Annotated in this window: 18 protein-coding genes; 13 read left to right on the forward strand and 5 right to left on the reverse strand. The window is 60.5% G+C overall.

Annotated features, from left to right (window positions below):
- Positions 1 to 312: 312 nt before the first annotated feature.
- The 3 genes from KSS91_RS03225 to KSS91_RS03235 all read left to right on the forward strand — a co-directional run bounded on the left by KSS91_RS03225 (position 313) and on the right by KSS91_RS03235 (position 7050).
- Positions 313 to 3585 carry a transglutaminase family protein gene (locus tag KSS91_RS03225; protein ID WP_217837036.1) on the forward strand — a complete coding sequence of 1091 codons (3273 nt, stop codon included), beginning with the start codon at positions 313 to 315 and terminating at the stop codon, positions 3583 to 3585.
- Positions 3586 to 3673: 88 nt separating this feature from the next.
- Positions 3674 to 6160, forward strand: a complete 2487-nt coding sequence (locus KSS91_RS03230; RefSeq protein WP_217837037.1) for a circularly permuted type 2 ATP-grasp protein — start codon at positions 3674 to 3676, stop codon at positions 6158 to 6160.
- The gene (locus KSS91_RS03235; RefSeq protein ID WP_095964708.1) at positions 6160 to 7050 is read left to right on the forward strand and encodes a transglutaminase family protein; all 891 of its coding nucleotides are present in this window, start codon (positions 6160 to 6162) and stop codon (positions 7048 to 7050) included. Before KSS91_RS03230 ends, KSS91_RS03235 begins: the two co-directional genes overlap by 1 nt.
- A 225-nt stretch (positions 7051 to 7275) precedes the next feature.
- Here the strand turns inward: KSS91_RS03235 and KSS91_RS03240 are convergent, their stop codons facing one another.
- Together KSS91_RS03240 and KSS91_RS03245 are read right to left on the reverse strand one after the other, a co-directional pair.
- Positions 7276 to 7455 (reverse strand): hypothetical protein, encoded by a 180-nt coding sequence (locus KSS91_RS03240; RefSeq protein ID WP_007973286.1) that lies wholly within the window; start codon positions 7453 to 7455, stop codon positions 7276 to 7278.
- Between the two features lie 68 nt (positions 7456 to 7523).
- Positions 7524 to 8111, reverse strand: a complete 588-nt coding sequence (locus KSS91_RS03245; protein ID WP_007973290.1) for a cytokinin riboside 5'-monophosphate phosphoribohydrolase — start codon at positions 8109 to 8111, stop codon at positions 7524 to 7526.
- Positions 8112 to 8455: 344 nt separating this feature from the next.
- Between KSS91_RS03245 and azu the strand changes: the two genes are divergently transcribed.
- Complete coding sequence (gene azu / locus KSS91_RS03250; RefSeq protein WP_015093240.1) at positions 8456 to 8902, forward strand: azurin; 447 nt, start codon at positions 8456 to 8458, stop codon at positions 8900 to 8902.
- Between the two features lie 176 nt (positions 8903 to 9078).
- Here the strand turns inward: azu and nadE are convergent, their stop codons facing one another.
- The 3 genes from nadE to KSS91_RS03265 form a co-directional block, all read right to left on the reverse strand.
- Positions 9079 to 9906, reverse strand: coding sequence for an NAD(+) synthase (gene nadE, locus KSS91_RS03255; RefSeq protein ID WP_126048935.1), 828 nt, complete (start codon positions 9904 to 9906; stop codon positions 9079 to 9081).
- Positions 9907 to 9910: 4 nt separating this feature from the next.
- Complete coding sequence (pncB, locus tag KSS91_RS03260; protein WP_126048937.1) at positions 9911 to 11137, reverse strand: nicotinate phosphoribosyltransferase; 1227 nt, start codon at positions 11135 to 11137, stop codon at positions 9911 to 9913.
- A gap of 192 nt (positions 11138 to 11329) precedes the next feature.
- A complete protein-coding gene (locus KSS91_RS03265) occupies positions 11330 to 12241 on the reverse strand; it encodes a LysR family transcriptional regulator (protein ID WP_217837038.1) in 912 nt (303 codons plus the stop codon).
- Positions 12242 to 12415: 174 nt separating this feature from the next.
- On the opposite strand from KSS91_RS03265, the gene amaB reads away from it, so the two are divergent.
- From amaB to KSS91_RS03310, 9 genes are all read left to right on the forward strand, one after another.
- Positions 12416 to 13906 carry an L-piperidine-6-carboxylate dehydrogenase gene (gene amaB, locus KSS91_RS03270; protein WP_007973303.1) on the forward strand — a complete coding sequence of 497 codons (1491 nt, stop codon included), beginning with the start codon at positions 12416 to 12418 and terminating at the stop codon, positions 13904 to 13906.
- A 154-nt stretch (positions 13907 to 14060) separates the two neighbouring features.
- The gene (gene amaA, locus KSS91_RS03275; protein ID WP_015093244.1) at positions 14061 to 15344 is read left to right on the forward strand and encodes an L-pipecolate oxidase; all 1284 of its coding nucleotides are present in this window, start codon (positions 14061 to 14063) and stop codon (positions 15342 to 15344) included.
- Positions 15345 to 15708: 364 nt separating this feature from the next.
- A complete protein-coding gene (locus tag KSS91_RS03280; protein ID WP_007979707.1) occupies positions 15709 to 16842 on the forward strand; it encodes an ABC transporter substrate-binding protein in 1134 nt (377 codons plus the stop codon).
- Between the two features lie 249 nt (positions 16843 to 17091).
- Positions 17092 to 18006, forward strand: coding sequence for an ABC transporter permease subunit (locus KSS91_RS03285; protein ID WP_008048116.1), 915 nt, complete (start codon positions 17092 to 17094; stop codon positions 18004 to 18006).
- A gap of 3 nt (positions 18007 to 18009) precedes the next feature.
- Positions 18010 to 19293, forward strand: coding sequence for a high-affinity branched-chain amino acid ABC transporter permease LivM (livM, locus tag KSS91_RS03290; protein ID WP_217837039.1), 1284 nt, complete (start codon positions 18010 to 18012; stop codon positions 19291 to 19293).
- The gene (locus KSS91_RS03295; protein WP_217837040.1) at positions 19290 to 20162 is read left to right on the forward strand and encodes an ABC transporter ATP-binding protein; all 873 of its coding nucleotides are present in this window, start codon (positions 19290 to 19292) and stop codon (positions 20160 to 20162) included. Before livM ends, KSS91_RS03295 begins: the two co-directional genes overlap by 4 nt.
- Positions 20159 to 20875: an ABC transporter ATP-binding protein gene (locus KSS91_RS03300; RefSeq protein ID WP_007979701.1), complete on the forward strand. Its 717-nt coding sequence runs from the start codon at positions 20159 to 20161 to the stop codon at positions 20873 to 20875. The genes KSS91_RS03295 and KSS91_RS03300 overlap by 4 nt, the downstream gene beginning before the upstream one ends.
- Before the next feature lie 296 nt (positions 20876 to 21171).
- Complete coding sequence (locus KSS91_RS03305; RefSeq protein WP_083884527.1) at positions 21172 to 21420, forward strand: hypothetical protein; 249 nt, start codon at positions 21172 to 21174, stop codon at positions 21418 to 21420.
- A 294-nt stretch (positions 21421 to 21714) separates the two neighbouring features.
- Entirely contained in the window at positions 21715 to 22485 is a 771-nt protein-coding gene (locus tag KSS91_RS03310; RefSeq protein WP_217837041.1) for an SDR family oxidoreductase, read from the forward strand.
- Positions 22486 to 22496: the final 11 nt, after the last annotated feature.

The following is a 22496-nucleotide window of genomic DNA, read 5'->3' on the forward strand; positions in this document are numbered from 1 at the left end:
TCCGGGCTTGGAGGGTGTGCAGGGCTGCTGGCCTCTTCGCGGGCAAGCCCGCTCCCACAGTGTCCGAGTCAAACACAAATTTTGCGAACGCCTCTAAACCTGTGGGAGCGGGCTTGCCCGCGAAGAGGCCGGTTTTGGCGGCGACTATGCAACGGAACGCCACAAATACGTGCAACTCTTGCAATCCAATTCTCCGTCTCGCCCGGTTTTGGTGCTGTACTGCCTCAGGCAACCAAAGAAAGCGCCAGCAATGCGCGATGGCATAAGTCTTGCGCGCTTTCCAATACGCTCAAGGCTCGCAGGAGGCACGCCGTGTCGATTCATGTCGCATTGCACCATGTCACGCATTACCGCTATGACCGCGCTGTCGAGCTCGGCCCGCAGATTGTTCGTCTGCGTCCCGCCGCCCACAGCCGCACGCGGATTCTGTCTTATGCGCTGAAAGTCTCGCCCGAGCAGCACTTCATCAACTGGCAGCAGGACCCCCAGGGCAATTACCTGGCGCGGCTGGTGTTCCCGGAGAAAACCGAAGAACTGCGGATCGAGGTCGATCTGCTGGCGGAGATGGCGATCTTCAATCCGTTCGACTTCTTCCTCGAACCCTACGCGCAAAAGATCCCCTTCACCTATGCAGCAGATGAGCGCAAGGAACTGGCGCCGTATCTGGAAACCCTGGCGCTGACGCCGAAATTCAAGGCCTATCTGGACGGCATCGATCGCACACCGTTGCCTGCCGTGGACTTCCTCGTCGCGCTCAACCAGCGCCTGAGCGAAGACATCGACTACCTGATTCGCATGGAGCCCGGCGTACAAACGCCGGAACACACCCTAGACCACGCCTCCGGTTCCTGCCGCGACTCGGCATGGTTGTTGGTGCAACTGCTGCGCAACCTGGGACTGGCGGCGCGTTTCGTGTCGGGCTACCTGATCCAGCTGACCGCCGATGTGAAAAGTCTCGACGGTCCGTCCGGCACCGAAGTGGATTTCACCGATCTGCACGCCTGGTGCGAGGTGTACTTGCCCGGTGCCGGCTGGATCGGCCTGGACGCAACCTCCGGGCTGTTTGCCGGTGAAGGACATATTCCGTTGGCCTGTAGTCCCGATCCGTCTTCTGCGGCGCCGATCAGTGGCCTGGTGGAACCCTGCGAGTGCGAATTCAGCCACGAAATGTCCGTGGAGCGGATTTGGGAAGCGCCGCGGGTCACCAAGCCCTACACCGACGACCAGTGGCTGGCGATCCAGGCCCTGGGCCGACAGATCGATGCCGACTTGCTGGAGGGCGATGTGCGCCTGACCATGGGCGGCGAGCCGACCTTTGTGTCCATCGATGACCCGGACGGTGCCGAGTGGAATACCGCGGCACTGGGGCCGGACAAGCGGCGATTGTCCGCCGAACTGTTCCAGCGCATGCGTAAACACTACGCGCCCAATGGACTGGTGCATTTCGGGCAGGGCAAGTGGTACCCCGGCGAGCAACTGCCGCGCTGGTCGCTCAATTGTTATTGGCGCCGCGACGGCGTGCCGATCTGGCACAACAGCGCGCTGATCGCCGACGAACAACAAGACTACGGCGCCGATGGCGCGCTGGCCGGACGTTTTCTGGCGAGTGTCGCCGAACGCCTGAAAATTCCGACCCGCTTCGTTTTTCCAGCCTACGAAGACAATTTCTATTACCTCTGGCGCGAAGGAATGCTGCCGCAAAACGTCAGCGCCGAAGATTCGCGTCTGGAGGAGCCGTTGGAGCGGGCGCGTCTGCGCAAAGTGTTCAGCCAGGGGTTGGACAAGGTGATTGGCCAGGTCCTTCCGCTGGCGCGCACCGCCAAGGGCGATCAGTGGCAGAGCGGCCGCTGGTATCTGCGCGAAGAGCACTGCCGTCTGGTGCCGGGGGACTCGCCGCTGGGCTATCGCTTGCCGCTGGGGTCGCAACCCTGGGTGAAAGCGGCGGAATATCCATTCATTCATGCCCAAGACCCGAATCAGGCGTTCCCGCCGCTGCCTGACACCGGTCAGCTTCAGAGTCAGGGCGCAGCCGTCACAGAAGACCGCGCGCCCAAAATCGATGAGTCCGCCGACTGGCTGACCCGTACGGCCTTCTGTGCCGAGGTGCGGGAAGGCCGGTTGTACCTGTTCATGCCGCCGCTGGAGCGAGTCGAGGACTACCTTGAGCTGGTCGCTGCCATTGAAGCCACCGCTGAAGAACTGATGTGCCCGGTATTGCTGGAGGGCTATGAGCCGCCGAGCGATCCACGCCTGAGCAACTTCCGCATCACCCCGGACCCGGGGGTGATCGAGGTCAACGTGCAGCCGTCCGCGACCTGGGATGAATTGGTCGAGCGCACCGAGTTCCTCTACGAAGAAGCGCGCCAGACCCGCCTGACCACCGAAAAATTCATGATCGACGGCCGGCACACCGGGACGGGCGGTGGTAACCATTTCGTGTTGGGTGGCGCGACCCCGGGGGACTCGCCGTTTCTGCGTCGCCCGGATCTGCTGCGCAGCCTGATCAGCTATTGGCACAACCATCCATCGCTGTCCTATCTGTTTTCCGGATTGTTCATCGGCCCGACGTCCCAGGCGCCCCGCGTCGACGAAGCGCGCAACGATGCCTTGTACGAACTGGAAATCGCTTTTGCGCAAATGCCCTCACCGGGTGAGGAGTGTCCGCCATGGTTGGTGGATCGACTGCTGCGCAATCTGCTGATCGATGTTACCGGCAACACCCACCGCGCCGAGTTTTGCATCGACAAACTCTATTCGCCGGACGGTGCCACCGGACGCCTCGGATTGCTGGAGCTGCGTGCGTTCGAGATGCCGCCCCATGCCCGCATGAGCCTGGCGCAACAATTGTTGCTGCGGGCGCTGGTGGCGCGGTTCTGGCGCGAGCCCTATGCACCGCCAAAACTCGCGCGCTGGGGCACGGAGCTGCACGATCGCTTCCTGTTGCCGCACTTTATCGAGCAGGATTTTGCCGATGTCATCGTCGACCTCAACGCCGCCGGTTATCCGGTGCGGGCCGAATGGTTCGCCGCGCATCTGGAGTTTCGTTTTCCCAAGGTGGGCGATTACGCCGTCAGCGGTATTGCACTGGAGCTGCGCCAGGCGCTCGAGCCCTGGCATGTGCTGGGTGAAGAGGGCGCCATGGGCGGCACGGTGCGTTATGTGGATTCGTCGCTGGAGCGTTTGCAGGTCAAGCTCAGCGGCTTGCCGCCCCAGCGTTATCTGCTGACCTGCAACGGCATTCCTGTTCCATTGCAGCCCACCGGGCGAGTCGGCGAGTTCATCGCGGGCGTGCGTTTTCGTGCCTGGCAACCGGCCAATTGCCTGCAGCCGACCATCCCGGTCCACGCGCCGCTGGTATTTGACCTGCTCGATACCTGGATGCAGCGTTCGCTCGGCGGCTGCCAGTACCACGTCGCCCACCCGGGCGGGCGCAATTACGACAGCTTGCCGGTCAATGCCAACGAGGCCGAGAGCCGGCGGATGGCGCGCTTCTTCCGCATCGGGCACACGCCGGGGAAACTGCCTGTACCCCATCTGGACATTAACGATGAGCTACCGATGACGCTCGATTTGCGACGTTTCTAAACCGTCCGCGACGCTCGGATTTTTCGTATATCCGGGCGTCACGAGCCTGCGCTAGTCTGACCGATCATTGCTGTCTGCCGAGCTTTCCATGCCTGACCTGCTAGACCGCTACCCGCTGACGGCGGGCACCTATCACGAACTGCTCGACGACAGTGGCGCCGTGCGCCCGCACTGGCGCCGGCTGTTCGAGCAGTTGCAACGCAGCACGCTGGCGCAACTGGTGCAGCGTCAGGCTCTGCTGACCCGGCAAATCCAGGAAAACGGCGTTACCTATAACGTCTATGCCGACCCCAAGGGCGCTGACCGGCCGTGGGAGCTGGACCTGCTACCCCACGTCATCGCTGCCGATGAGTGGCAACAGTTGTCGGCCGGCATCGCGCAGCGGGCGCGTTTGCTCAATGCCGTGCTGGCTGACCTTTACGGCCCGCAACGGCTGATTGCCGAAGGTCTGCTGCCCGCGGAGCTGGTGTTCGGTCACAACAACTTCCTTTGGCCCTGTCAGGGGATCAACACGCCTGACGGAGCCTTTCTGCATCTGTATGCCGTGGATCTGGCGCGCACACCCGATGGCCGCTGGTGGGTCACGGCGGACCGTACCCAGGCGCCTTCGGGGGCCGGGTATGCGCTGGAAAACCGCACGATTGTGTCCCGGGCCTTTCCCGAGTTGTACCGTGATTTGAAGGTGCAACACCTGGCCGGGTTCTTCCGTACCTTGCAGGAAACACTGGCTCGTCAGGCCCCGAGTGACGAGGACGCACCCTTGGTGGTGCTGCTGACACCCGGGCGGTTTAACGAAAGCTATTTCGAACATCTGTACCTGGCGCGTCAGCTCGGTTATCCGCTGGTGGAGGGCGGCGACCTGACGGTGCGCGACGCCACGGTCTACCTGAAGACCCTGAGTGGACTGCGCCGGGTGCACGCGATCATGCGTCGGCTCGACGATGACTTCTGCGACCCGCTGGAACTGCGCACTGATTCGGCCCTCGGTGTGCCGGGCCTGCTGGAAGCGGTGCGGCAGGGGCGGGTGCTGGTAGCCAACGCGCTTGGCAGTGGTGTGCTGGAATCGCCGGGCTTGCTGGGTTTCCTGCCGAAGATCAATCAGTTCCTGTTCGGCGAAGAGCTGATCCTGCCGTCCATCGCCACCTGGTGGTGCGGCGAAGCGCCGGTATTGGCCCAGGCTTTGGAAAAACTGCCGGAGCTGCTGATCAAACCGGCGTTTCCGTCCCAGAGCTTTGCACCGGTATTTGGCCGCGACTTGAGTGAAAAACAGCGCCAGGAGCTCGCCGAGCGCATGCAGGCACGGCCATATGCTTATGTGGCGCAAGAACTTGCGCAACTGTCCCAGGCGCCGATCTGGCAAGCCGAAGACGGTCAACTGCAACCCCGGGCCATCGGCATGCGCGTGTATGCGGTGGCCAGCCGCGAGGGATATCGGGTGTTGCCCGGTGGCCTGACCCGGGTCGCCGCGCAAGCCGATGCCGAAGTGGTGTCGATGCAACGCGGCGGCGCCAGCAAGGACACCTGGGTGTTGGGCGATCGAGCGCCCAGTGGCGAGCAATGGAAGGCCCAGCGCAACATCGGCGTGCATGATCTGGTGCGGCGCGATCCGTATCTGCCATCGCGGGTGGTGGAAAACCTGTTCTGGTTTGGTCGTTACTGCGAACGTTGCGACGACAGTGCCCGTTTGCTGCGCATCATGCTCGCGCGCTATGTCGACGGCGACGACCCGCAAGCCTTGCAGGCCGCAGTCGATCTCGGCGAACGGTTGATGCTGCTGCCCGATGAGGGCGAATTACCCGAACGCCTGTTGGCGGCATTGCTCGGTGACGACTGGCCGTTCAGCCTGCGTTCCAACCTGCAACGCTTGCAGTGGGCCGCTTCGCAAGTGCGCGGCAAGCTCTCGCGGGAAAACTGGCAGGCGCTGGTGGAGTTGCAGCGCGAAGCCATGGAGCTGGAAACCGAAGAACCGGATTTCGGCGAGTTGCTGGATTTCCTCAACCGTCTGGTGATGTCCCTGGCGGCGCTGTCCGGTTTTGCCCTGGACGACATGACCCGGGACGAAGGCTGGCGTTTCCTGATGATTGGCCGGCGGATCGAACGCTTGCAGTTTCTCAGCGGCAGTCTGGCGGCGTTCCTGCGGGGCGCCGGGGTCTTCGATCAAGCCGGGCTGGAATGGTTGCTGGAACTGGGCAACAGCAGCATCACCTACCGCTCGCGCTATCTGGCGGTCGCGCAGCTGATCCCTGTGCTCGACCTGCTGTTGCTCGATGAGCAGAACCCTCACGCCGTGTTGTTCCAGTTGAAACTGGTGACACGCACCCTCAAGCGTCTCAACGACGACTTTGGCGTACCGCGTGAAACAGTACTGCCGCAATTGGTCGAGCGTCTGGCGCGATTCGATCTGGGTTGCCTGGAAAACCCGCTGTTCGGCGACGCCAGTGTTCGCGCCGCCATCGAAGGGCTGGCCGCACTGTTGCAGGAGATCGCCGACGCCAGCGGGCAAGTTTCCGATCGCCTGGCGCTGCGGCATTTCGCCCATGTCGACGATGTCAGCCAGCGCACGGTGTCCGTCTGATGAGCGCCCGTTACCAGATTTTCCACGACACCCATTATCACTACGACAGCCCGGTGTCCCTGGCCCAGCAGCTGGCGCATTTGTGGCCGCGCCCTTGTGCCTGGCAGCGTTGCACCGACCGGCAATTGCAGATCAGTCCGCAGCCAACCTCGCGTCGCGATGAGCTCGATGTATTCGGCAATCCGCTGACCCGGCTGGCGTTCGAGCGTCCCCACGATGAGTTGCTGGTCAACGCCAGTCTCACGATCGAAGTGTTGCCCCGACCTGTGCTGGACTTCAGTAAGTCTGCGGCGTGGGAACACACACGAAGCGCACTGACCTACAGCAGCCAACCGTTGTCGCCAGAATTGCTCGAAGCCTGCCGATACCGGTTCGAATCGCCGTATGTGCATTTGAAGAAAAACTTCGTCGAGTTCTCGCAAAGCTGTTTTCCACCCGGTCGACCGTTGTTGCTCGGCGTGCAGGCGCTGATGGAGAAAATCTTCAGCGAATTCACCTTCGATGCTGAAGCTACCCAAGTGGCGACGCCGCTGGTGGAAGTGCTGGAGCGCCGACGCGGGGTCTGTCAGGACTTTGCTCACCTGATGCTCGCTTGCGTGCGTTCCCGTGGATTGGCGGCACGCTATATCAGCGGCTACCTGCTGACCCAGCCACCACCGGGTCAGCCACGGCTGATCGGCGCCGATGCGTCCCACGCCTGGGTTTCGGTGTTTTGCCCGGTGTCGGGGTGGGTGGATTTCGATCCGACCAACAATGTGCAGCCGGCACTGGAGCACATCACCCTGGCCTGGGGCCGGGATTTTTCCGATGTGTCGCCGTTGCGGGGGGTAATCCTGGGAGGCGGTAACCATGACCCGGAAGTTCGGGTAACCGTGATGCCACTGGAATAACAACGATCAAAATGTGGGAGCGGGCTTGCTCGCGAAGACGGAGTATCAGGCAACATCATTTTTGGATGTGAAACCGCTTTCGCGAGCAAGCCCGCTCCCACAGGGAACTGCATTTTGATTCGAGAGTGGGGAGTCATTCGATTGGCCTGTGAGGATCGGCAGCCAAGCTGCCAATCCATTAAACAGATCCGGTGGGCCAGATCAGATCAACCGGCCCGGAGGTTCTCAGGCGTCGGGCGCCGAGTCTTTCGGTGCATCAACATCGTCTTCTGCCGCCACTTCACCCTCAGGGTTCAGTGCCGCTTCTTCAGCTGTAGCTTTCTTGCGCTGAAGCTTTTCCTCTTTCTTCTGCTCCTTGGCCAAGTCTCTCTGACGTTTGGCGAAGGAATAATTAGGTTTAGCCATGGGCGATCCTCTGGGGTCGAAGGTGAGGTTGAGCGGCGCATATTCTGCCCTGTATCGGTGCCGAGCCGTTAGCTGGGTTTTTGCTCGGCCCACTTTGGCGCTACGGACGGTTGCCAGGCATCCAGAGCATCGAGCAGGTTTTGCGGCGATTCGCTCACCTGCAGCATGTCACGGTGCTGCCCGCGAACGAAGCCTTCGCCGACGATGTGATCAAGAAAAGACGTCAATTTGCTGTAGAAACCGTTCACTTCCAGTAATCCCAGCGGTTTTCCGTGGTAGCCGAGCTGGCCCCAGGTCCAGACTTCGAACAGTTCTTCGAGGGTGCCAAGGCCACCGGGCAGCGCGATAAAGGCATCGCTGAGTTCGGCCATCCGCGCCTTGCGCGCGTGCATGCCATCGACAACTTCCAGGCGGGTCAGGCCGCTGTGGCCGATTTCCTTGTCCTTGAGGCTTTGCGGGATGATGCCGATCACTTCTCCGCCGGCCGCCAGGGCTGCATCAGCGACGATGCCCATCAGCCCCACGGCGCCACCGCCATACACCAGGGTCAGCTTGCGTTCGGCCAGAGCCCGGCCAAGGGCCACGGCGGCTTCGCGGTAAGCCGGGTGGGTGCCGGTGCTGGCGCCACAAAATACACAAACGGATGTTAAAGACATGCCTTGCTCCATGGTCGATCAGGGCCACAGAGTAAAGGCAGGCGCGCGGCACTCCAAGGGCTAGACTTGGTGTTTTGGCGTTTCGTAGGTACCGCTGGCGCCGCAGGCGTAGGCGGCCAGCAAACTGCACAACAGGCTGTTGATCGACATGACAGGTATTCCATTTGAAGGGGGACGGCCTGATGATAGGCCCGGGCCAGACACTTGGCCGTTAGATATTTCGCATCGGTGCCATAGCTCGAAAGTTGTATACAATTTTTGATTCAAGTCATATGAACTTGCGAAGTTTTCAGGCAGTCTTCTGTTTATTCGCGATTTCGTTAACCCTGCCTTGGAGATTCACCATGTTTGCCAAACTTGTTGCGGTATCCCTGTTGACACTGGCCAGCAGCCAATTGATGGCTGCCGAGTGCAAAGTCACTGTCGACTCCACCGACCAGATGTCTTTCGACACGAAGGCCATTGAAATCGACAAGAGCTGCAAGACGTTTACCGTGGAACTCAAGCACTCCGGCAGCTTGCCGAAGAACGTCATGGGCCATAACTGGGTGCTGAGTAAAGAAGCCGACATGCAGCCGATCGCCACCGATGGCCTGAGCGCCGGTATCGACAAGAACTACCTGAAAGAAGGTGACGCCCGTGTGATCGCCCACACCAAGATCATCGGCGCCAAGGAAACCGATTCGGTGACCTTCGACGTGTCCAAGCTCGCGGCCGGTGAAAAGTACGGGTTCTTCTGCTCGTTCCCGGGCCACATCTCGATGATGAAAGGCACCGTGACCCTGAAGTAATCAGGTACACCGCGTCATCGTTCTTCGCGAGCAAGCCCGCTCCCACATTTAGACCGCGATCAAATGTGGGAGCGGGCTTGCCCGCGAAGGGGCCAGAAGCATCGACATATGTTTTGGCCAAAGAAAAAGCCCGATGAAGCTCAACACTTCAGCGGGCTTTTTCATTCACTCACGCTTCAAGGCGCAAATGGCATCACACGCTTGTGATGGGTCTTGTTGTAGGTGTCGCAAATGATCTTGAACGCTTCCTCACGCACCGGATGGCCGTGCAGGAACGCGTCGATCTCGGCATAGGTCACGCCGTGGGAGGCTTCGTCCGGTTTGCCGGGCGACAGGTCTTCAAGGTCCGCCGTCGGGACTTTTTCCACCAGCGATTCCGGCGCGCCGAAGCTGCGGGCGATGGCGCGGACCTGGTTTTTCACCAGGCCGCTCAGTGGCGCCAGGTCGCAGGCGCCGTCACCGAACTTGGTGAAGAACCCCATCACCGCTTCCGCCGCGTGATCGGTGCCGATCACCAGGCCATGGGCCGCACCGGCGATGGTGTACTGGGCGACCATGCGCATGCGCGCCTTGGTGTTGCCGAGCACGAAGTCCACCGACACCGCATGTTTGCCTTCGAAGGCCGCCACTTCATTGGCCAGGGCCTTGACCGCCGGACCGATGTTCACGGTGTGACGCTCGTCCGGCTTGATGAAATCTACCGAAGCCTGGGCGTCGTGTTCATCGAACTGGGTTTCGTAGGGCAGGCGCACGGCAATGAATTTGTACGCGGCATCACCGCTGCGCTGGCGCAGTTCACGCACGGCCCGTTGGGCCAGCAGGCCGGCGGTCAGGGAGTCGACACCGCCACTGATGCCCAGGACCAGGGTCTTGAGCCCGGAATTGACCAGGCAGTCCTGAATGAAAGTCACCCGCCGGGCGACTTCGGCCTCAAGGGCGGCTTCGTCGGCGAATGGCGGCTGGACCTTGAGCTGTTCAGCAATCTCACGCTGTACGGCTTGCATGAATTCACTCCTTGCTTGATGTACTTGAAAGGGCGGCAGGTACTTGGAAAACGTGTCGCAAGTACGCGACGAAATTCGGGTCTTTGCAGTGCGTCTTGCCGGGCTCGTCCGAGATCTTCGCCACCGGCTGGCCGTTGCAGGCGGCCATTTTAAGCACGATGCTCATCGGTTCGACACCCGGAATATCACAGGTCAGGTTGGTGCCGATGCCGAAGCTGACATTGATCCGACCGCGCAGCGCCCGGAATATCTCCAGGGCCCTGGGCAGGGTCAGGCTGTCGGAGAAGGTCAGTGTCTTGCTCATCGGGTCGATGCCGAGCTTGTGATAGTGGGCGATGGCTTTTTCCGCCCAGACCACCGGATCGCCCGAGTCGTGGCGCAAACCGTCGAAAAGCTTGGCGAAAAACAGATCGAAATCGCCGAGGAAGGCATCCATGGTGATGCAGTCGGTCAGGGCAATCCCCAGCAGGCCACGGTATTCGCGGACCCAGCAATCGAGTGCGGCGATCTGGCTGTCGATCAGCCGCGGGCCGAGCTGCTGGTGCGCCATGATCCATTCGTGGGCCATGGTGCCCAGCGGTTTCATGTCCAGCTCCCGGGACAGGTGCACGTTGCTGGTGCCAACAAAACGTCCGGGGAAGTCGTGCTTGAGCACATTCACCACTTCTTCCTGCACGCGGTAAGAAAAACGGCGGCGCGTGCCGAAATCGGCCACCTGCAGCTCGGACAATTCATCGCTGCTGGCGTTGGCGCTCAGCCAGTCGAACTTGCGGTAGAGCTGCTCGCGGGCCTGCTCCAGCACGACTTCGCGATAGCGATAGCGATTGCGTACCTCGCTGACCAGCGCCAGCAGCGGCACTTCGAACAGGATCACATGCAGCCAGGGGCCGCGCAGGCGGATGACCAGCTCGCCGTTTTCGATACCGGTGTGGAGGTAGCGCAGGTTGAAGCGAAACAAACCGAGAAAGCGCAGGAAATCCGGCTTCAGGAAGCTGATGCGTTCCAGAAAGCTCAATTGATCGGCGCTCAGGCTCAGTTCGGCCAGACGCTCGATCTGGAAACGGATCTCCGCCAGGTACGGGCGCAAATCCTCGCCGTTACGGCAACGAAACTCCCATTCGACTTCGACGTTGGGGTAGTTGTGCAGCACCGCCTGCATCATCGTCAGCTTGTAGAAGTCGGTGTCGAGCAGGTTCTGCACGATGCGATCGGCAAACACACTCTCGCTCATAACGGGGGTTCTCCACATTGAATAGAGCTAGTGGCGCATATCGGTGATGGGGATTGCCAGCAATTTTTTAGAGCGCCTTAGATCCCTGTGGGAGCGGGCTTGCCCGCGAAGGCGCAAGTACAGTCAACATTGATATTGAATGTGCAGGCCTCTTCGCGGGCAAGCCCGCTCCCACAGTTACGGCGTGCAACCCTAGATTTGCGACAGCTCCGGGCTATCAATCTGCTCCAGCATCCATTTCACAAAGTCCCGCACCTTGGGCACTTCCGCCGAGTGTTCCGGGTACGCAAGGTAATAGGCGTCACTGCTGGGCATTGCATGCTGCCAGGGAATGACCAGCTTGCCGTCGGCCAGTTCCTCTTCCACCAGAAAGCGCGGTAGCAGCGCCACGCCGCAGCCAACCTGGGCGGCGCGGATGCACATGTAAAAAGTTTCGAAACGCGGGCCGTGGTAGCTGTGCTCGGTGTGGTAGCCCTGGTGGTCGAACCAGTCATGCCAGGCCTGGGGGCGGGAGGCGTTTTGCAGCAGGACCAGGTCGGTCAGTTGCGTCGGGTCGGTGAACGGCGTGTCCGGCAGGCTGCCCGGGGCACACACTGGCACCAGCTCTTCGCCAAACAGCTTCAGGCATTCGGTACCGGGCCGCGAGCCCTGGCCGAAGTAGAACGCCAGGTCGCTGCGACCTTGCAGCAGGTCGTCGGCTTCCTGTTCGCTGCACAGGTCCAGATGGATCGACGGATGGCGCAGACGCCAGCCTTTGAGGCGCGGCACCAGCCAGCGGGCGCCGAAGGTGGGCGGCGTCGAAACCCGCAGGACTTCGGTTTCGCCACCGTAGGAACGCAGGTAATGGGTCGACATCTCGACCTGAGTGAGGATTTTTCGCACTTCAACCAGGTACAGATCGCCGGCCGGCGTCATCTGCAGGCGGCGGCGCACCCGGCGGAACAGCAGGTGCTGCAACAGCTCCTCGAGTTGCGCGACCTGTTTGCTCACGGCGCTCTGGGTCAGGTTCAGCTCTTCGGCAGCCCGGGTGAAGCTCAAGTGCCGGGTGACGGCTTCGAAGCACTGCAACGCAGCGATCGATGGCAGGTAGCGTTTATTCAGCATGGGCGGTCCTTGGTTCTTGTTTCTTATTGCCAGCAATGCACAGCATGAATAAACGGAATGATATCTCTCTTAAAGGTCGTTTGTTGAGTAACCTCCGGGCAGCTAAAACTACAGGTCTGATCAGCCGTGAATTTCCGGCTGCACGTGTTCTGTCTTTTGCTTGAGGAGTGACCCATGGTTGCCGCATTGCTTGATCGTCTAGGTGTGAACCCGGCCCTGTACCAGAACGGCAAAGTGCCGGTGCATTCGCCGGTCGATGGCAGCAGGATCGCCGCCGTGAACTGGGAAGGCGCCGCTGAGGTCGAGCAGCACATCAGTCGCGCAGATCATGCGTTCGAACTGTGGCGCAAGGTTCCGGCACCGCGCCGTGGTGAGTTGGTGCGTCAATTCGGTGAAGTGCTGCGCGAATACAAGGCCGACCTCGGCGAGCTGGTGTCCTGGGAAGCCGGCAAGATCACCCAGGAAGGCCTGGGTGAAGTTCAGGAAATGATCGACATCTGCGACTTCGCCGTCGGCCTGTCCCGTCAACTGTACGGCTTGACCATCGCTTCCGAGCGCCCTGGCCACCATATGCGTGAAACCTGGCACCCGCTGGGCGTTGTCGGGGTGATCAGCGCCTTCAACTTCCCGGTTGCGGTCTGGGCCTGGAACACCACACTGGCACTGGTGTGCGGCAACCCTGTGGTGTGGAAACCGTCGGAAAAGACCCCGCTCACCGCGCTGGCCTGCCAGGCGCTGTTCGACCGCGTCGTGAAGAACTTCAGCGATGCGCCTGCGAATTTGTGCCAGGTAGTGATCGGTGGTCGCGATGCCGGCGAAGCCTTGGTGGACGACCCGCGTGTAGCCCTGATCAGCGCCACCGGCAGCACCCGCATGGGCCGCGAAGTGGCACCGAAAGTGGCCGCGCGCTTTGCCCGCAGCATTCTCGAACTGGGCGGTAACAACGCAATGATCCTCGGCCCGAGCGCCGACCTGGACATGGCCGTTCGCGCGATCCTGTTCAGCGCCGTCGGCACCGCCGGTCAGCGCTGCACCACCCTGCGTCGACTGATCGCTCATGAATCGGTGAAAGAAGAAATCGTCACCCGCCTGAAAGCCGCGTACTCGAAAGTACGTATCGGCCATCCGCTGGAAGGCAACCTGGTCGGCCCGCTGATCGACAAGCAAAGCTTCGACAACATGCAGGATGCGCTGGAGCAGGCGTTGAGCGAAGGCGGCAAGGTCTTCGGCGGCAAGCGTCAGCTGGAAGACCAGTTCCCGAACGCTTACTACGTGTCGCCAGCCATCGTCGAAATGCCGGAGCAGAGCGATGTGGTCTGCCACGAAACCTTCGCCCCGATCCTGTACGTGGTCGGCTACACCGACTTCCAGGAAGCGCTGCGCCTGAACAACGCCGTGCCACAAGGCCTGTCCTCGTGCATCTTCACCACCGATGTGCGTGAAGCCGAGCAGTTCATGTCGGCGGTGGGCAGCGATTGCGGCATCGCCAACGTCAACATCGGCCCGAGCGGTGCGGAAATCGGTGGCGCGTTTGGTGGCGAAAAAGAAACCGGCGGCGGTCGTGAGTCCGGCTCCGATGCATGGCGCGGCTACATGCGCCGCCAGACCAACACCGTGAACTATTCGCTGGAGTTGCCGTTGGCGCAGGGTATTACGTTTGACTGATTCTTGGGTCGGACAGTGATCCCCTGTGGGAGCGGGCTTGCTCGCGAAAGCGGTTTATCAGTCACATTGATGCTGGATGTGCCGACGCTTTCGCGAGCAAGCCCGCTCCCACATTGAATGAATGTGTTTGTTAGGTTTCTGTTGGAGTCTGGCAATGCCGTTACGCGAAGAGTGTCTGTGGGAAAAACTGACGCCACAGAGGCCGGACAATTCGGCCCTCAAGGGTGAGGTCACGGTGGATGTCTGTGTCATCGGCGCCGGGTTTACCGGTTTGTCGGCGGCGGTGCATCTGCTGGAGCAAGGCAAGACCGTTTGTGTGCTGGAGGCCCATCGTGCCGGCCATGGTGGCTCGGGGCGCAACGTCGGGCTGGTCAATGCCGGGATGTGGATTCCCCCGGACGAGATCGAAGCCGGGTTCGGCACTGAGGTCGGCAGCCAGCTCAACCGTATGCTGGGCGCGGCGCCATCCCTGGTGTTCAGCCTTGTGGACAAATACAACATCGATTGCCAGTTGCGCCGCGAAGGCACGCTGCACATGGCGCACAACGCCCGTGGCGAAGCCGACTTGCGCAGTCGTGAAGAACAATGGAAACGTCGCGGTGCGCCGGTAGAGCTGCTCACCGGTCAGGCCTGCGAGCAAGCCACCGGCACGAAAAAGATCGCCGCGGCATTGCTCGATCGCCGCGCCGGCACGCTCAACCCGATGGCTTACACCACGGGGCTGGCCAAGGCGGCCATCGGCCTGGGCGGGCAATTGTTCGATCATTCCCCGGTCACCCGCCTCGAACGCCAAGGCCAGCGCTGGTCGGTGCAAACCGCCCAGGGTTCGGTGATGGCCGAGAAGGTGGTGATTGCCTCCAATGCCTACACCGAAGGCGACTGGACGGAACTGCGGCGCAATTTCTTCCCCGGTTATTACTATCAGGTGGCCTCGGTGCCGCTGACCGAAGAAGCCGCCCGGCAAATTCTGCCCGGTGGCCAGGGTTCCTGGGACACCCGACAGGTGCTCAGCAGCATCCGCCGGGATAAAGACGGTCGCCTGTTGCTTGGCAGCCTGGGCAATGGCAATCAGAAGCCGACCTGGTTCCTCAAGGCCTGGGCCGACCGCGTGCAGCAGCACTATTTCCCGTACCTCAAACCGGTGGAATGGGAGTGCACCTGGACCGGCCGCATCGCCTTCACCCCCGATCATCTGATGCGCCTGTTCGAGCCAGCGCCCGGTTTGGTGGCAGTCACCGGTTACAACGGTCGGGGCGTGACCACGGGAACGGTGGTCGGCAAGGCCTTTGCCGATTACCTGTGTAACGGAAATCCTCAAGCGCTACCGATTCCTTTCGCGCCCATGCAGCCATTGGCCGGGGTGGGGTTGCGCAGCTGTCTGTACGAGGCGGGGTTCTCGCTGTATCACGCAGGCCAGTGCCTGCGGATCGTGATCTGAATGTTGATTTTTGCAGGGCGCAAGCGGCGCTTTTTCGATCTGCAGCTAGCCTGTAGTGGTGCGGGTTGTAGCAGTCTCGCACCAGCAGTGTGCACTTCGGTGACGCACGTTGTTACAGGCTGGTTGCACGTCGTTTAAAGCCGCGGTTGCAATGATGGCGCGGGCGGGTTGCGCCTCAAAAAAATAATGGTTTTACCTTCCGCGGTTTAGACGGTTGCACGCCCAATGAAAATGGGATCGAAACAGTCGAAATAACAAGAAAGCAGCGACTTTTTTCAGAATAAAAAACCGATGGCACGGCCCTTGCTCTGAGCATTCAGTGAAGTCGCAGTGCCAATTAAAAAAAACCATGGAGCACCACCTCATGTCCCAGACGTTTTACAAGAAAGGCTTTCTGGCCCTCGCAGTGGCAACTGCGCTGGGTGTTTCTGCGTTTGCTCAGGCTGACATCAAGATCGGCGTAGCGGGACCAATGACAGGCGCCAACGCGGCATTTGGCGAACAGTACATGAAGGGTGCACAAGCGGCGGCCGATGCGGTCAACGCGTCGGGCGGGGTCAACGGGGAAAAAATCGTACTGGTCAAGGGTGATGACGCCTGCGAACCGAAACAGGCTGTGACGGTCGCCAAGGACCTGACCAATCAGAAAGTCGCCGGCGTGGTCGGTCACTTCTGCTCCTCGTCGACCATCCCGGCCTCCGAGATCTACGACGAAGCAGGCATCATCGCAATCACTCCTGGTTCCACCAACCCGGCTGTGACCGAGCGCGGCCTGAGCGCCATGTTCCGTATGTGCGGGCGTGACGACCAGCAAGGCATCGTGGCCGGCGACTACATCGTCGACGTGCTCAAGGGCAAGAAAGTGGTCGTGCTGCACGACAAGGACACCTACGGTCAGGGCCTGGCGGATGCCACCAAGGCTCAGCTTGAGAAGCGTGGTGTGAAGCCTGTGCTGTATGAAGGCCTGACTCGTGGCGAGAAAGACTTCAGCACCATCGTGACCAAGATCCGCGGCGCTGGCGCTGACGTCGTCTACTTCGGTGGCCTGCACCCGGAAGCCGGTCCTCTGGTGCGTCAACTGCGTGAACAAGGCCTGAAGGACGTCAAGTTCATGTCCGACGACGGCATCGTGACCGACGAACTGGTGACCACCGCTGGCGGTCCGCAATTCGTTGACGGCGTACTGATGACCTTCGGCGCCGACCCACGCCTGCTGCCAGACAGCAAGACCGTGGTAGACGCCTTCCGCAAGGCCGGTACCGAGCCTGAAGGCTACACCCTGTACGCCTACGCTTCGGTCCAGGCCCTGGCAGCAGCCTTCAACGGCGCCAAGTCCAACAAGGGTGAAGAAGCGGCCGCATGGCTGAAGAAGAACCCGGTCAAGACCGTCATGGGCGAGAAGACCTGGGACAGCAAGGGCGACCTGAAAGTCTCCGACTACGTGGTTTACCAGTGGGACAAGGACGGCAAATACCACCAGCTGGAAAAACAGAAGTAAGGGCTGACTCGATCACCTGAACCCCACTGATTCCCTGTAGGAGCGAGCACGCTCGCGAAAAATGTCAACGATAACGCGTGCTTGCTGGTTCAACGCGTTGTCCTCAGGTTCTTCGCGAGCAGGCTCGCTCCTACAGGGGCGGTGGTGGCCGGGTTGATCCTGGTTGTCATTGCTCCGACGTATATCTGTATTTTCCTTAGAAGAACCGCACAGCCACATGTGCAGGTTCTCATTGCGTGAGATTGCGTTATGGATGGTATTTTCCTGCAGCAACTGGTCAACGGCCTGACCCTCGGGTCGGTCTATGGCCTGATCGCCATCGGCTACACAATGGTCTATGGCATCATCGGCATGATCAACTTCGCCCACGGCGAGGTTTATATGATTTCCGCTTACCTCGCGGCAATCAGTCTGGCTCTGCTGGCTTACTTCGGTATCGAATCCTTTCCGCTGCTGATGCTTGGCACGCTGATCTTCACCATCGTCGTCACGGCGGTGTATGGCTGGGTCATCGAGCGTGTCGCCTACAAACCCCTGCGCAACTCCACTCGACTCGCACCGCTGATCAGTGCGATCGGTATCTCGCTGATCCTGCAAAACTACGCACAGATCTCCCAAGGCGCGAAGCAACAAGGCGTTCCGACTTTGCTGTCGGGTGCCTGGCGCGTTGATATCGGTACCGGTTTCGTTCAGTTGACCTACACCAAGGTCTTCATTCTGGTCGCCGCGTTTGTCGGGATGGCCGCGCTGACCTACATCATCAAATACACCAAGCTCGGCCGCATGTGCCGTGCAACCCAGCAAGACCGCAAGATGGCTTCGATCCTGGGGATCAACACCGATCGGGTGATTTCCTACGTGTTCATCATCGGTGCAGCGATGGCGGCCCTGGCCGGCGTGCTGATCACCATGAACTACGGCACATTCGACTTCTATGCCGGCTTCATCATCGGGATCAAGGCGTTCACCGCCGCGGTGCTCGGCGGGATTGGCTCACTGCCTGGCGCGATGCTCGGCGGGATCATTCTCGGGATTTCCGAGTCGCTGTTTTCCGGTCTGGTGAACTCGGACTACAAAGACGTTTTCAGCTTCTCGCTGTTGGTCCTCGTTCTGGTCTTTCGGCCTCAAGGCCTGCTCGGCCGTCCTCTTGTGTCGAAGGTGTAAGCGATGTCTTCAACCACTCATAAAACAATCGATATCAAAAAAAGCCTGGTTGACGCGATTCTTGCCGGCCTCATTGCCCTGATTGTGTTCGGGCCGATTGTCGGTGTCGTTCTCGATGGCTATGGCTTCAACCTGGAAACCACCCGGGTGGCGTGGATTGTGGCGATCGTCATGGCCGGACGTTTTGCCCTGAGCATGTTCCTGCAGACAGCCCAGGGCCTGAAAATCCTCGAAGGCTTTGAAACGACAGGCTCCGGGGTGCATGTGCTGGCGCCTGACTACAAGTCGCGGCTGCGCTGGATCATCCCGCTGGTCATCTTGATTGCAGTGGCGCTGCCGTTTTTCTCCAACTCCTACCTGCTGGGCGTGGTTATCCTCGGGCTGATCTACGTACTGCTGGGGCTGGGGCTGAACATCGTGGTTGGCCTGGCCGGCCTGCTCGACCTCGGTTACGTGGCGTTCTACGCCATCGGCGCCTACGGCCTGGCACTCGGCTACCAATACCTCGGGCTGGGCTTCTGGACGGTGTTGCCGCTGGCGGCGATCATCGCCGGCCTGGCCGGTTGCATCCTCGGTTTCCCGGTGCTGCGCCTGCACGGCGACTACCTGGCGATCGTGACCCTGGGCTTCGGTGAAATCATCCGCCTGGTCCTCAACAACTGGTTGTCGCTCACTGGCGGCCCGAACGGCATGCCGGCACCGCTGCCGACTTTCTTCGGCCTGGAGTTCGGCAAGCGAGCCAAGGACGGCGGTGTGCCGTTCCATGAGTTCTTCGGCATCGCCTACAACCCCGACGTGAAGTACTACTTCATCTACGCGGTGCTGTTCCTGGTGGTGCTGGCTGTGCTGTACATCAAGCATCGCCTGACCCGCATGCCGGTCGGCCGCGCCTGGGAAGCCCTGCGTGAAGACGAAATCGCCTGTCGCTCCATGGGTCTGAACCACGTATTGGTCAAGCTCTCGGCATTCACCATCGGTGCCTCGACGGCCGGTCTGGCCGGGGTGTTCTTCGCCACCTACCAGGGCTTCGTCAACCCGACCTCGTTCACCTTCTTCGAATCGGCGTTGATCCTCGCCATCGTGGTACTGGGCGGCATGGGTTCGACCATAGGCGTAGTGATTGCAGCCTTCGTGCTGACCGTCGCCCCGGAACTGCTGCGTGGCTTCGCCGAGTACCGCGTGCTGCTGTTCGGCATCCTGATGGTGTTGATGATGATCTGGCGACCGCGCGGCCTGATTCGGATCAGCCGTACCGGTGTGACCCCGCGCAAAGGAGTAGCGCCATGAGCGAAGTCGTACTCTCCGTAGAGAAGCTGATGATGCACTTCGGCGGCATCAAGGCGTTGAATGATGTGAGCCTGAAGGTCAAGCGCAACTCGATCTTCGCCCTGATCGGCCCCAACGGCGCCGGCAAGACCACGGTGTTCAACTGCCTGACCGGGTTCTACAAGGCCTCCGGCGGCAAGATCGAACTGAACGTGCGCGGGAAACAGACCAACGTCATCAAGTTGCTGGGCGAATCGTTCAAGCCGACCGATTTCGTTTCGCCAAAAAGCTTCATCACCCGGCTGCGCTACAAGATGTTCGGCGGCACCCACCTGGTGAACCGTGCCGGCCTGGCGCGGACGTTCCAGAACATTCGCCTGTTCAAGGAAATGTCGGTGCTGGAAAACCTGCTGGTGGCCCAGCACATGTGGGTCAACCGCAACATGCTGGCCGGCATCCTCAACACCAAGGGCTATCGCAAGGCTGAAAGCGATGCGCTGGACCATGCCTTCTACTGGCTGGAAGTAGTGGATCTGGTGGACTGCGCCAACCGCCTGGCCGGTGAACTGTCCTACGGCCAGCAACGCCGCCTGGAAATCGCCCGCGCCATGTGCACCCGTCCGCAGATCATCTGCCTCGACGAACCGGCCGCCGGCCTCAACCCTCAGGAAACCGAAGCGCTGAGCGCGATGATCCGGCTGCTGCGCGATGAGCACGATCTGACCGTGGTGCTGATCGAACACGACATGGGCATGGTAATGAGCATTTCCGACCACATTGTGGTGCTGGACCACGGCGTCGTCATCGCCGAGGGTGGTCCCGATGACATCCGCAACGATCCGAAAGTGATTGCCGCGTACCTGGGCGCCGACGAAGAGGAGGTGGTATGAGCAAACCCATCCTCGAACTCAAGGACCTGGACGTGTTCTACGGCCCGATCCAGGCCCTTAAAGGCGTTTCGCTGCACATCAACGAAGGGGAGACCGTCAGCCTGATCGGCTCCAACGGCGCCGGCAAGTCAACCCTGCTGATGTCGATCTTCGGCCAGCCACGGGCCGCCGATGGGCAGATCCTTTATCAGGGCGTGGACATTACCCACAAGTCGTCCCACTACATCGCCTCCAACGGCATCGCGCAATCGCCGGAAGGGCGGCGGGTGTTCCCCGACATGACAGTCGAGGAAAACCTGCTGATGGGCACCATCCCTATCGGTGACAAGTACGCCAAGGAAGACATGCAACGCATGTTCGAGCTGTTCCCGCGGCTCGAAGAGCGGCGTACCCAGCGGGCGATGACCATGTCCGGTGGCGAGCAGCAGATGCTTGCCATCGCCCGCGCCCTGATGAGCCGGCCCAAGTTGTTGCTGCTGGATGAGCCGAGCCTGGGCCTGGCGCCGATCGTGGTGAAACAGATCTTCGCGACCCTGCGAGAACTGGCCAAGACCGGCATGACCATCTTCCTGGTGGAACAGAACGCCAACCACGCCCTGCGGTTGTCGGACCGGGCGTACGTGATGGTCAACGGCGAAATCCGCATGACCGGCACTGGCAAGGAGCTGCTGGTCAACGAGGATGTGCGTAACGCTTATCTCGGCGGGCACTGAGTTTCAGTGGGTTATGCACAAGCCCCGGCGCGCAATCGCCGGGGCTTTTTTACATCTCCCAAACACCACTAAACCCTGTGGGAGCGAGCTTGCTCGCGATAGCAATCTATCAGCCAATATTGATGTTGACTGACAAACCGCTATCGCGAGCAAGCTCGCTCCCACAGGGTTTTTGGCGTGCCTCCGGGAAATTGTGGAAAACAATATTCAAGAGCTCCCGAAGCGCGACATAAAGCCGCTGCAAATAGTTGTTTTGTCACGGTTTTGACTTGTCCCCGTTTGCTGTGGAACCGGCTGTGAATAACGTGGGAGTAGCTGGCTGCAGGCCTTTTAAACCGTGGCCTGCAGAGGCGTGTTCAGTTTTTGATCAAGTGTTTTTGCGCAACTTGAAGAGCGCTTTGTCAACCTTTTTGTTCGAGATGAAAGTGGGTGGAATCAGCGTGGACAAGCCTGTGGATAAGTCTGTGATTAAACTCTGGAAAGACCCGGCTGAAGGCCGTGGTTACTGGCTTGGCGCCATCGCTGGTTTGACCCGTCAGTCATGAAAATCCCCAGGGGCTACACGGCGGGCTATTGAGGGTCAAGCAAAAAAGTTTCAAAAAACCGCGCAAAGCCTTGTGGACAGCGGCTTGCAGCTTTTCCACTTGCCCCCAAAGACTGTGGACCGGCCTGTGGATAACGTGCGCGCACATGGCTGCAAGCCAGGCTGGCCAAGGGATTGCGAGGGTTGATCGTTTTTTGTACAGAAAGTGCGGTTGCCGCTATGGGCAAGGCCGGGCATTCTGCCTGCTGATTTACCATTCCAATGGCTGGCGATCAGCCGAAGCAAGGAGAACACGATGTCCAACACCCTGTTTATTACCGGCGCGACCTCCGGTTTTGGTGAAGCCTGTGCCCGTCGTTTTGCCGACGCTGGCTGGAAATTGGTGCTGACAGGTCGTCGTGAAGAGCGCCTCAATGCACTGTGCGCCGAGCTGTCGAAGCAGACCGAAGTCCATGGCCTGGTGCTCGATGTGCGTGATCGCAAGGCCATGGAGGAAGCGATTGCCAATCTGCCGCCGTCCTTTGCCAAGCTGCGTGGGTTGATCAACAACGCCGGGCTGGCCCTGGGCGTCGATCCGGCACCCAAGTGCGACCTGGACGATTGGGACACCATGGTCGACACCAACGTCAAAGGCCTGATGTACAGCACCCGTCTGCTGTTGCCACGCCTGATTGCCCACGGTCGTGGCGCCGGCATCGTCAATCTGGGGTCCATCGCCGGCAACTACCCGTACCCGGGCAGCCATGTGTATGGCGCGACCAAGGCGTTCGTCAAACAGTTCTCCCTGAACCTGCGCTGCGATCTGCAGGGTACAGGCGTACGGGTCAGCAACATCGAGCCGGGCCTGTGCGAAAGCGAGTTCTCGCTGGTGCGTTTTGCCGGTGACCAGGAGCGCTACAACGCCACCTACGCCGGCGCCGAGCCGATCCAGCCGCAGGACATCGCCGACACTATTTTCTGGGTGCTCAATGCGCCTGCGCACATCAACATCAACAGCCTGGAGCTGATGCCAGTGAGCCAGACCTGGGCCGGGTTTGCGATTGATCGAAGCGGTGGCAAGGCTTAATACCGAGTCAT

Origin of the sequence: Pseudomonas azerbaijanorientalis (assembly GCF_019139795.1) — a bacterium.
GTDB lineage: Bacteria > Pseudomonadota > Gammaproteobacteria > Pseudomonadales > Pseudomonadaceae > Aquipseudomonas > Aquipseudomonas laurylsulfatiphila.

What these genes read in the sequence shown, in the direction of transcription:
- KSS91_RS03230 (WP_217837037.1), top strand. Translation starts at nt 3,674, where the DNA reads ATGCCTGACCTGCTAGACCGCTACCCGCTGACGGCGGGCACCTATCAC.
- KSS91_RS03235 (WP_095964708.1), top strand. Translation starts at nt 6,160, where the DNA reads ATGAGCGCCCGTTACCAGATTTTCCACGACACCCATTATCACTACGAC.
- KSS91_RS03240 (WP_007973286.1), bottom strand. Translation starts at nt 7,455, where the DNA reads ATGGCTAAACCTAATTATTCCTTCGCCAAACGTCAGAGAGACTTGGCC.
- KSS91_RS03245 (WP_007973290.1), bottom strand. Translation starts at nt 8,111, where the DNA reads ATGTCTTTAACATCCGTTTGTGTATTTTGTGGCGCCAGCACCGGCACC.
- azu (WP_015093240.1), top strand. Translation starts at nt 8,456, where the DNA reads ATGTTTGCCAAACTTGTTGCGGTATCCCTGTTGACACTGGCCAGCAGC.
- nadE (WP_126048935.1), bottom strand. Translation starts at nt 9,906, where the DNA reads ATGCAAGCCGTACAGCGTGAGATTGCTGAACAGCTCAAGGTCCAGCCG.
- pncB (WP_126048937.1), bottom strand. Translation starts at nt 11,137, where the DNA reads ATGAGCGAGAGTGTGTTTGCCGATCGCATCGTGCAGAACCTGCTCGAC.
- KSS91_RS03265 (WP_217837038.1), bottom strand. Translation starts at nt 12,241, where the DNA reads ATGCTGAATAAACGCTACCTGCCATCGATCGCTGCGTTGCAGTGCTTC.
- amaB (WP_007973303.1), top strand. Translation starts at nt 12,416, where the DNA reads ATGGTTGCCGCATTGCTTGATCGTCTAGGTGTGAACCCGGCCCTGTAC.
- amaA (WP_015093244.1), top strand. Translation starts at nt 14,061, where the DNA reads ATGCCGTTACGCGAAGAGTGTCTGTGGGAAAAACTGACGCCACAGAGG.
- KSS91_RS03280 (WP_007979707.1), top strand. Translation starts at nt 15,709, where the DNA reads ATGTCCCAGACGTTTTACAAGAAAGGCTTTCTGGCCCTCGCAGTGGCA.
- KSS91_RS03285 (WP_008048116.1), top strand. Translation starts at nt 17,092, where the DNA reads ATGGATGGTATTTTCCTGCAGCAACTGGTCAACGGCCTGACCCTCGGG.
- livM (WP_217837039.1), top strand. Translation starts at nt 18,010, where the DNA reads ATGTCTTCAACCACTCATAAAACAATCGATATCAAAAAAAGCCTGGTT.
- KSS91_RS03295 (WP_217837040.1), top strand. Translation starts at nt 19,290, where the DNA reads ATGAGCGAAGTCGTACTCTCCGTAGAGAAGCTGATGATGCACTTCGGC.
- KSS91_RS03300 (WP_007979701.1), top strand. Translation starts at nt 20,159, where the DNA reads ATGAGCAAACCCATCCTCGAACTCAAGGACCTGGACGTGTTCTACGGC.
- KSS91_RS03310 (WP_217837041.1), top strand. Translation starts at nt 21,715, where the DNA reads ATGTCCAACACCCTGTTTATTACCGGCGCGACCTCCGGTTTTGGTGAA.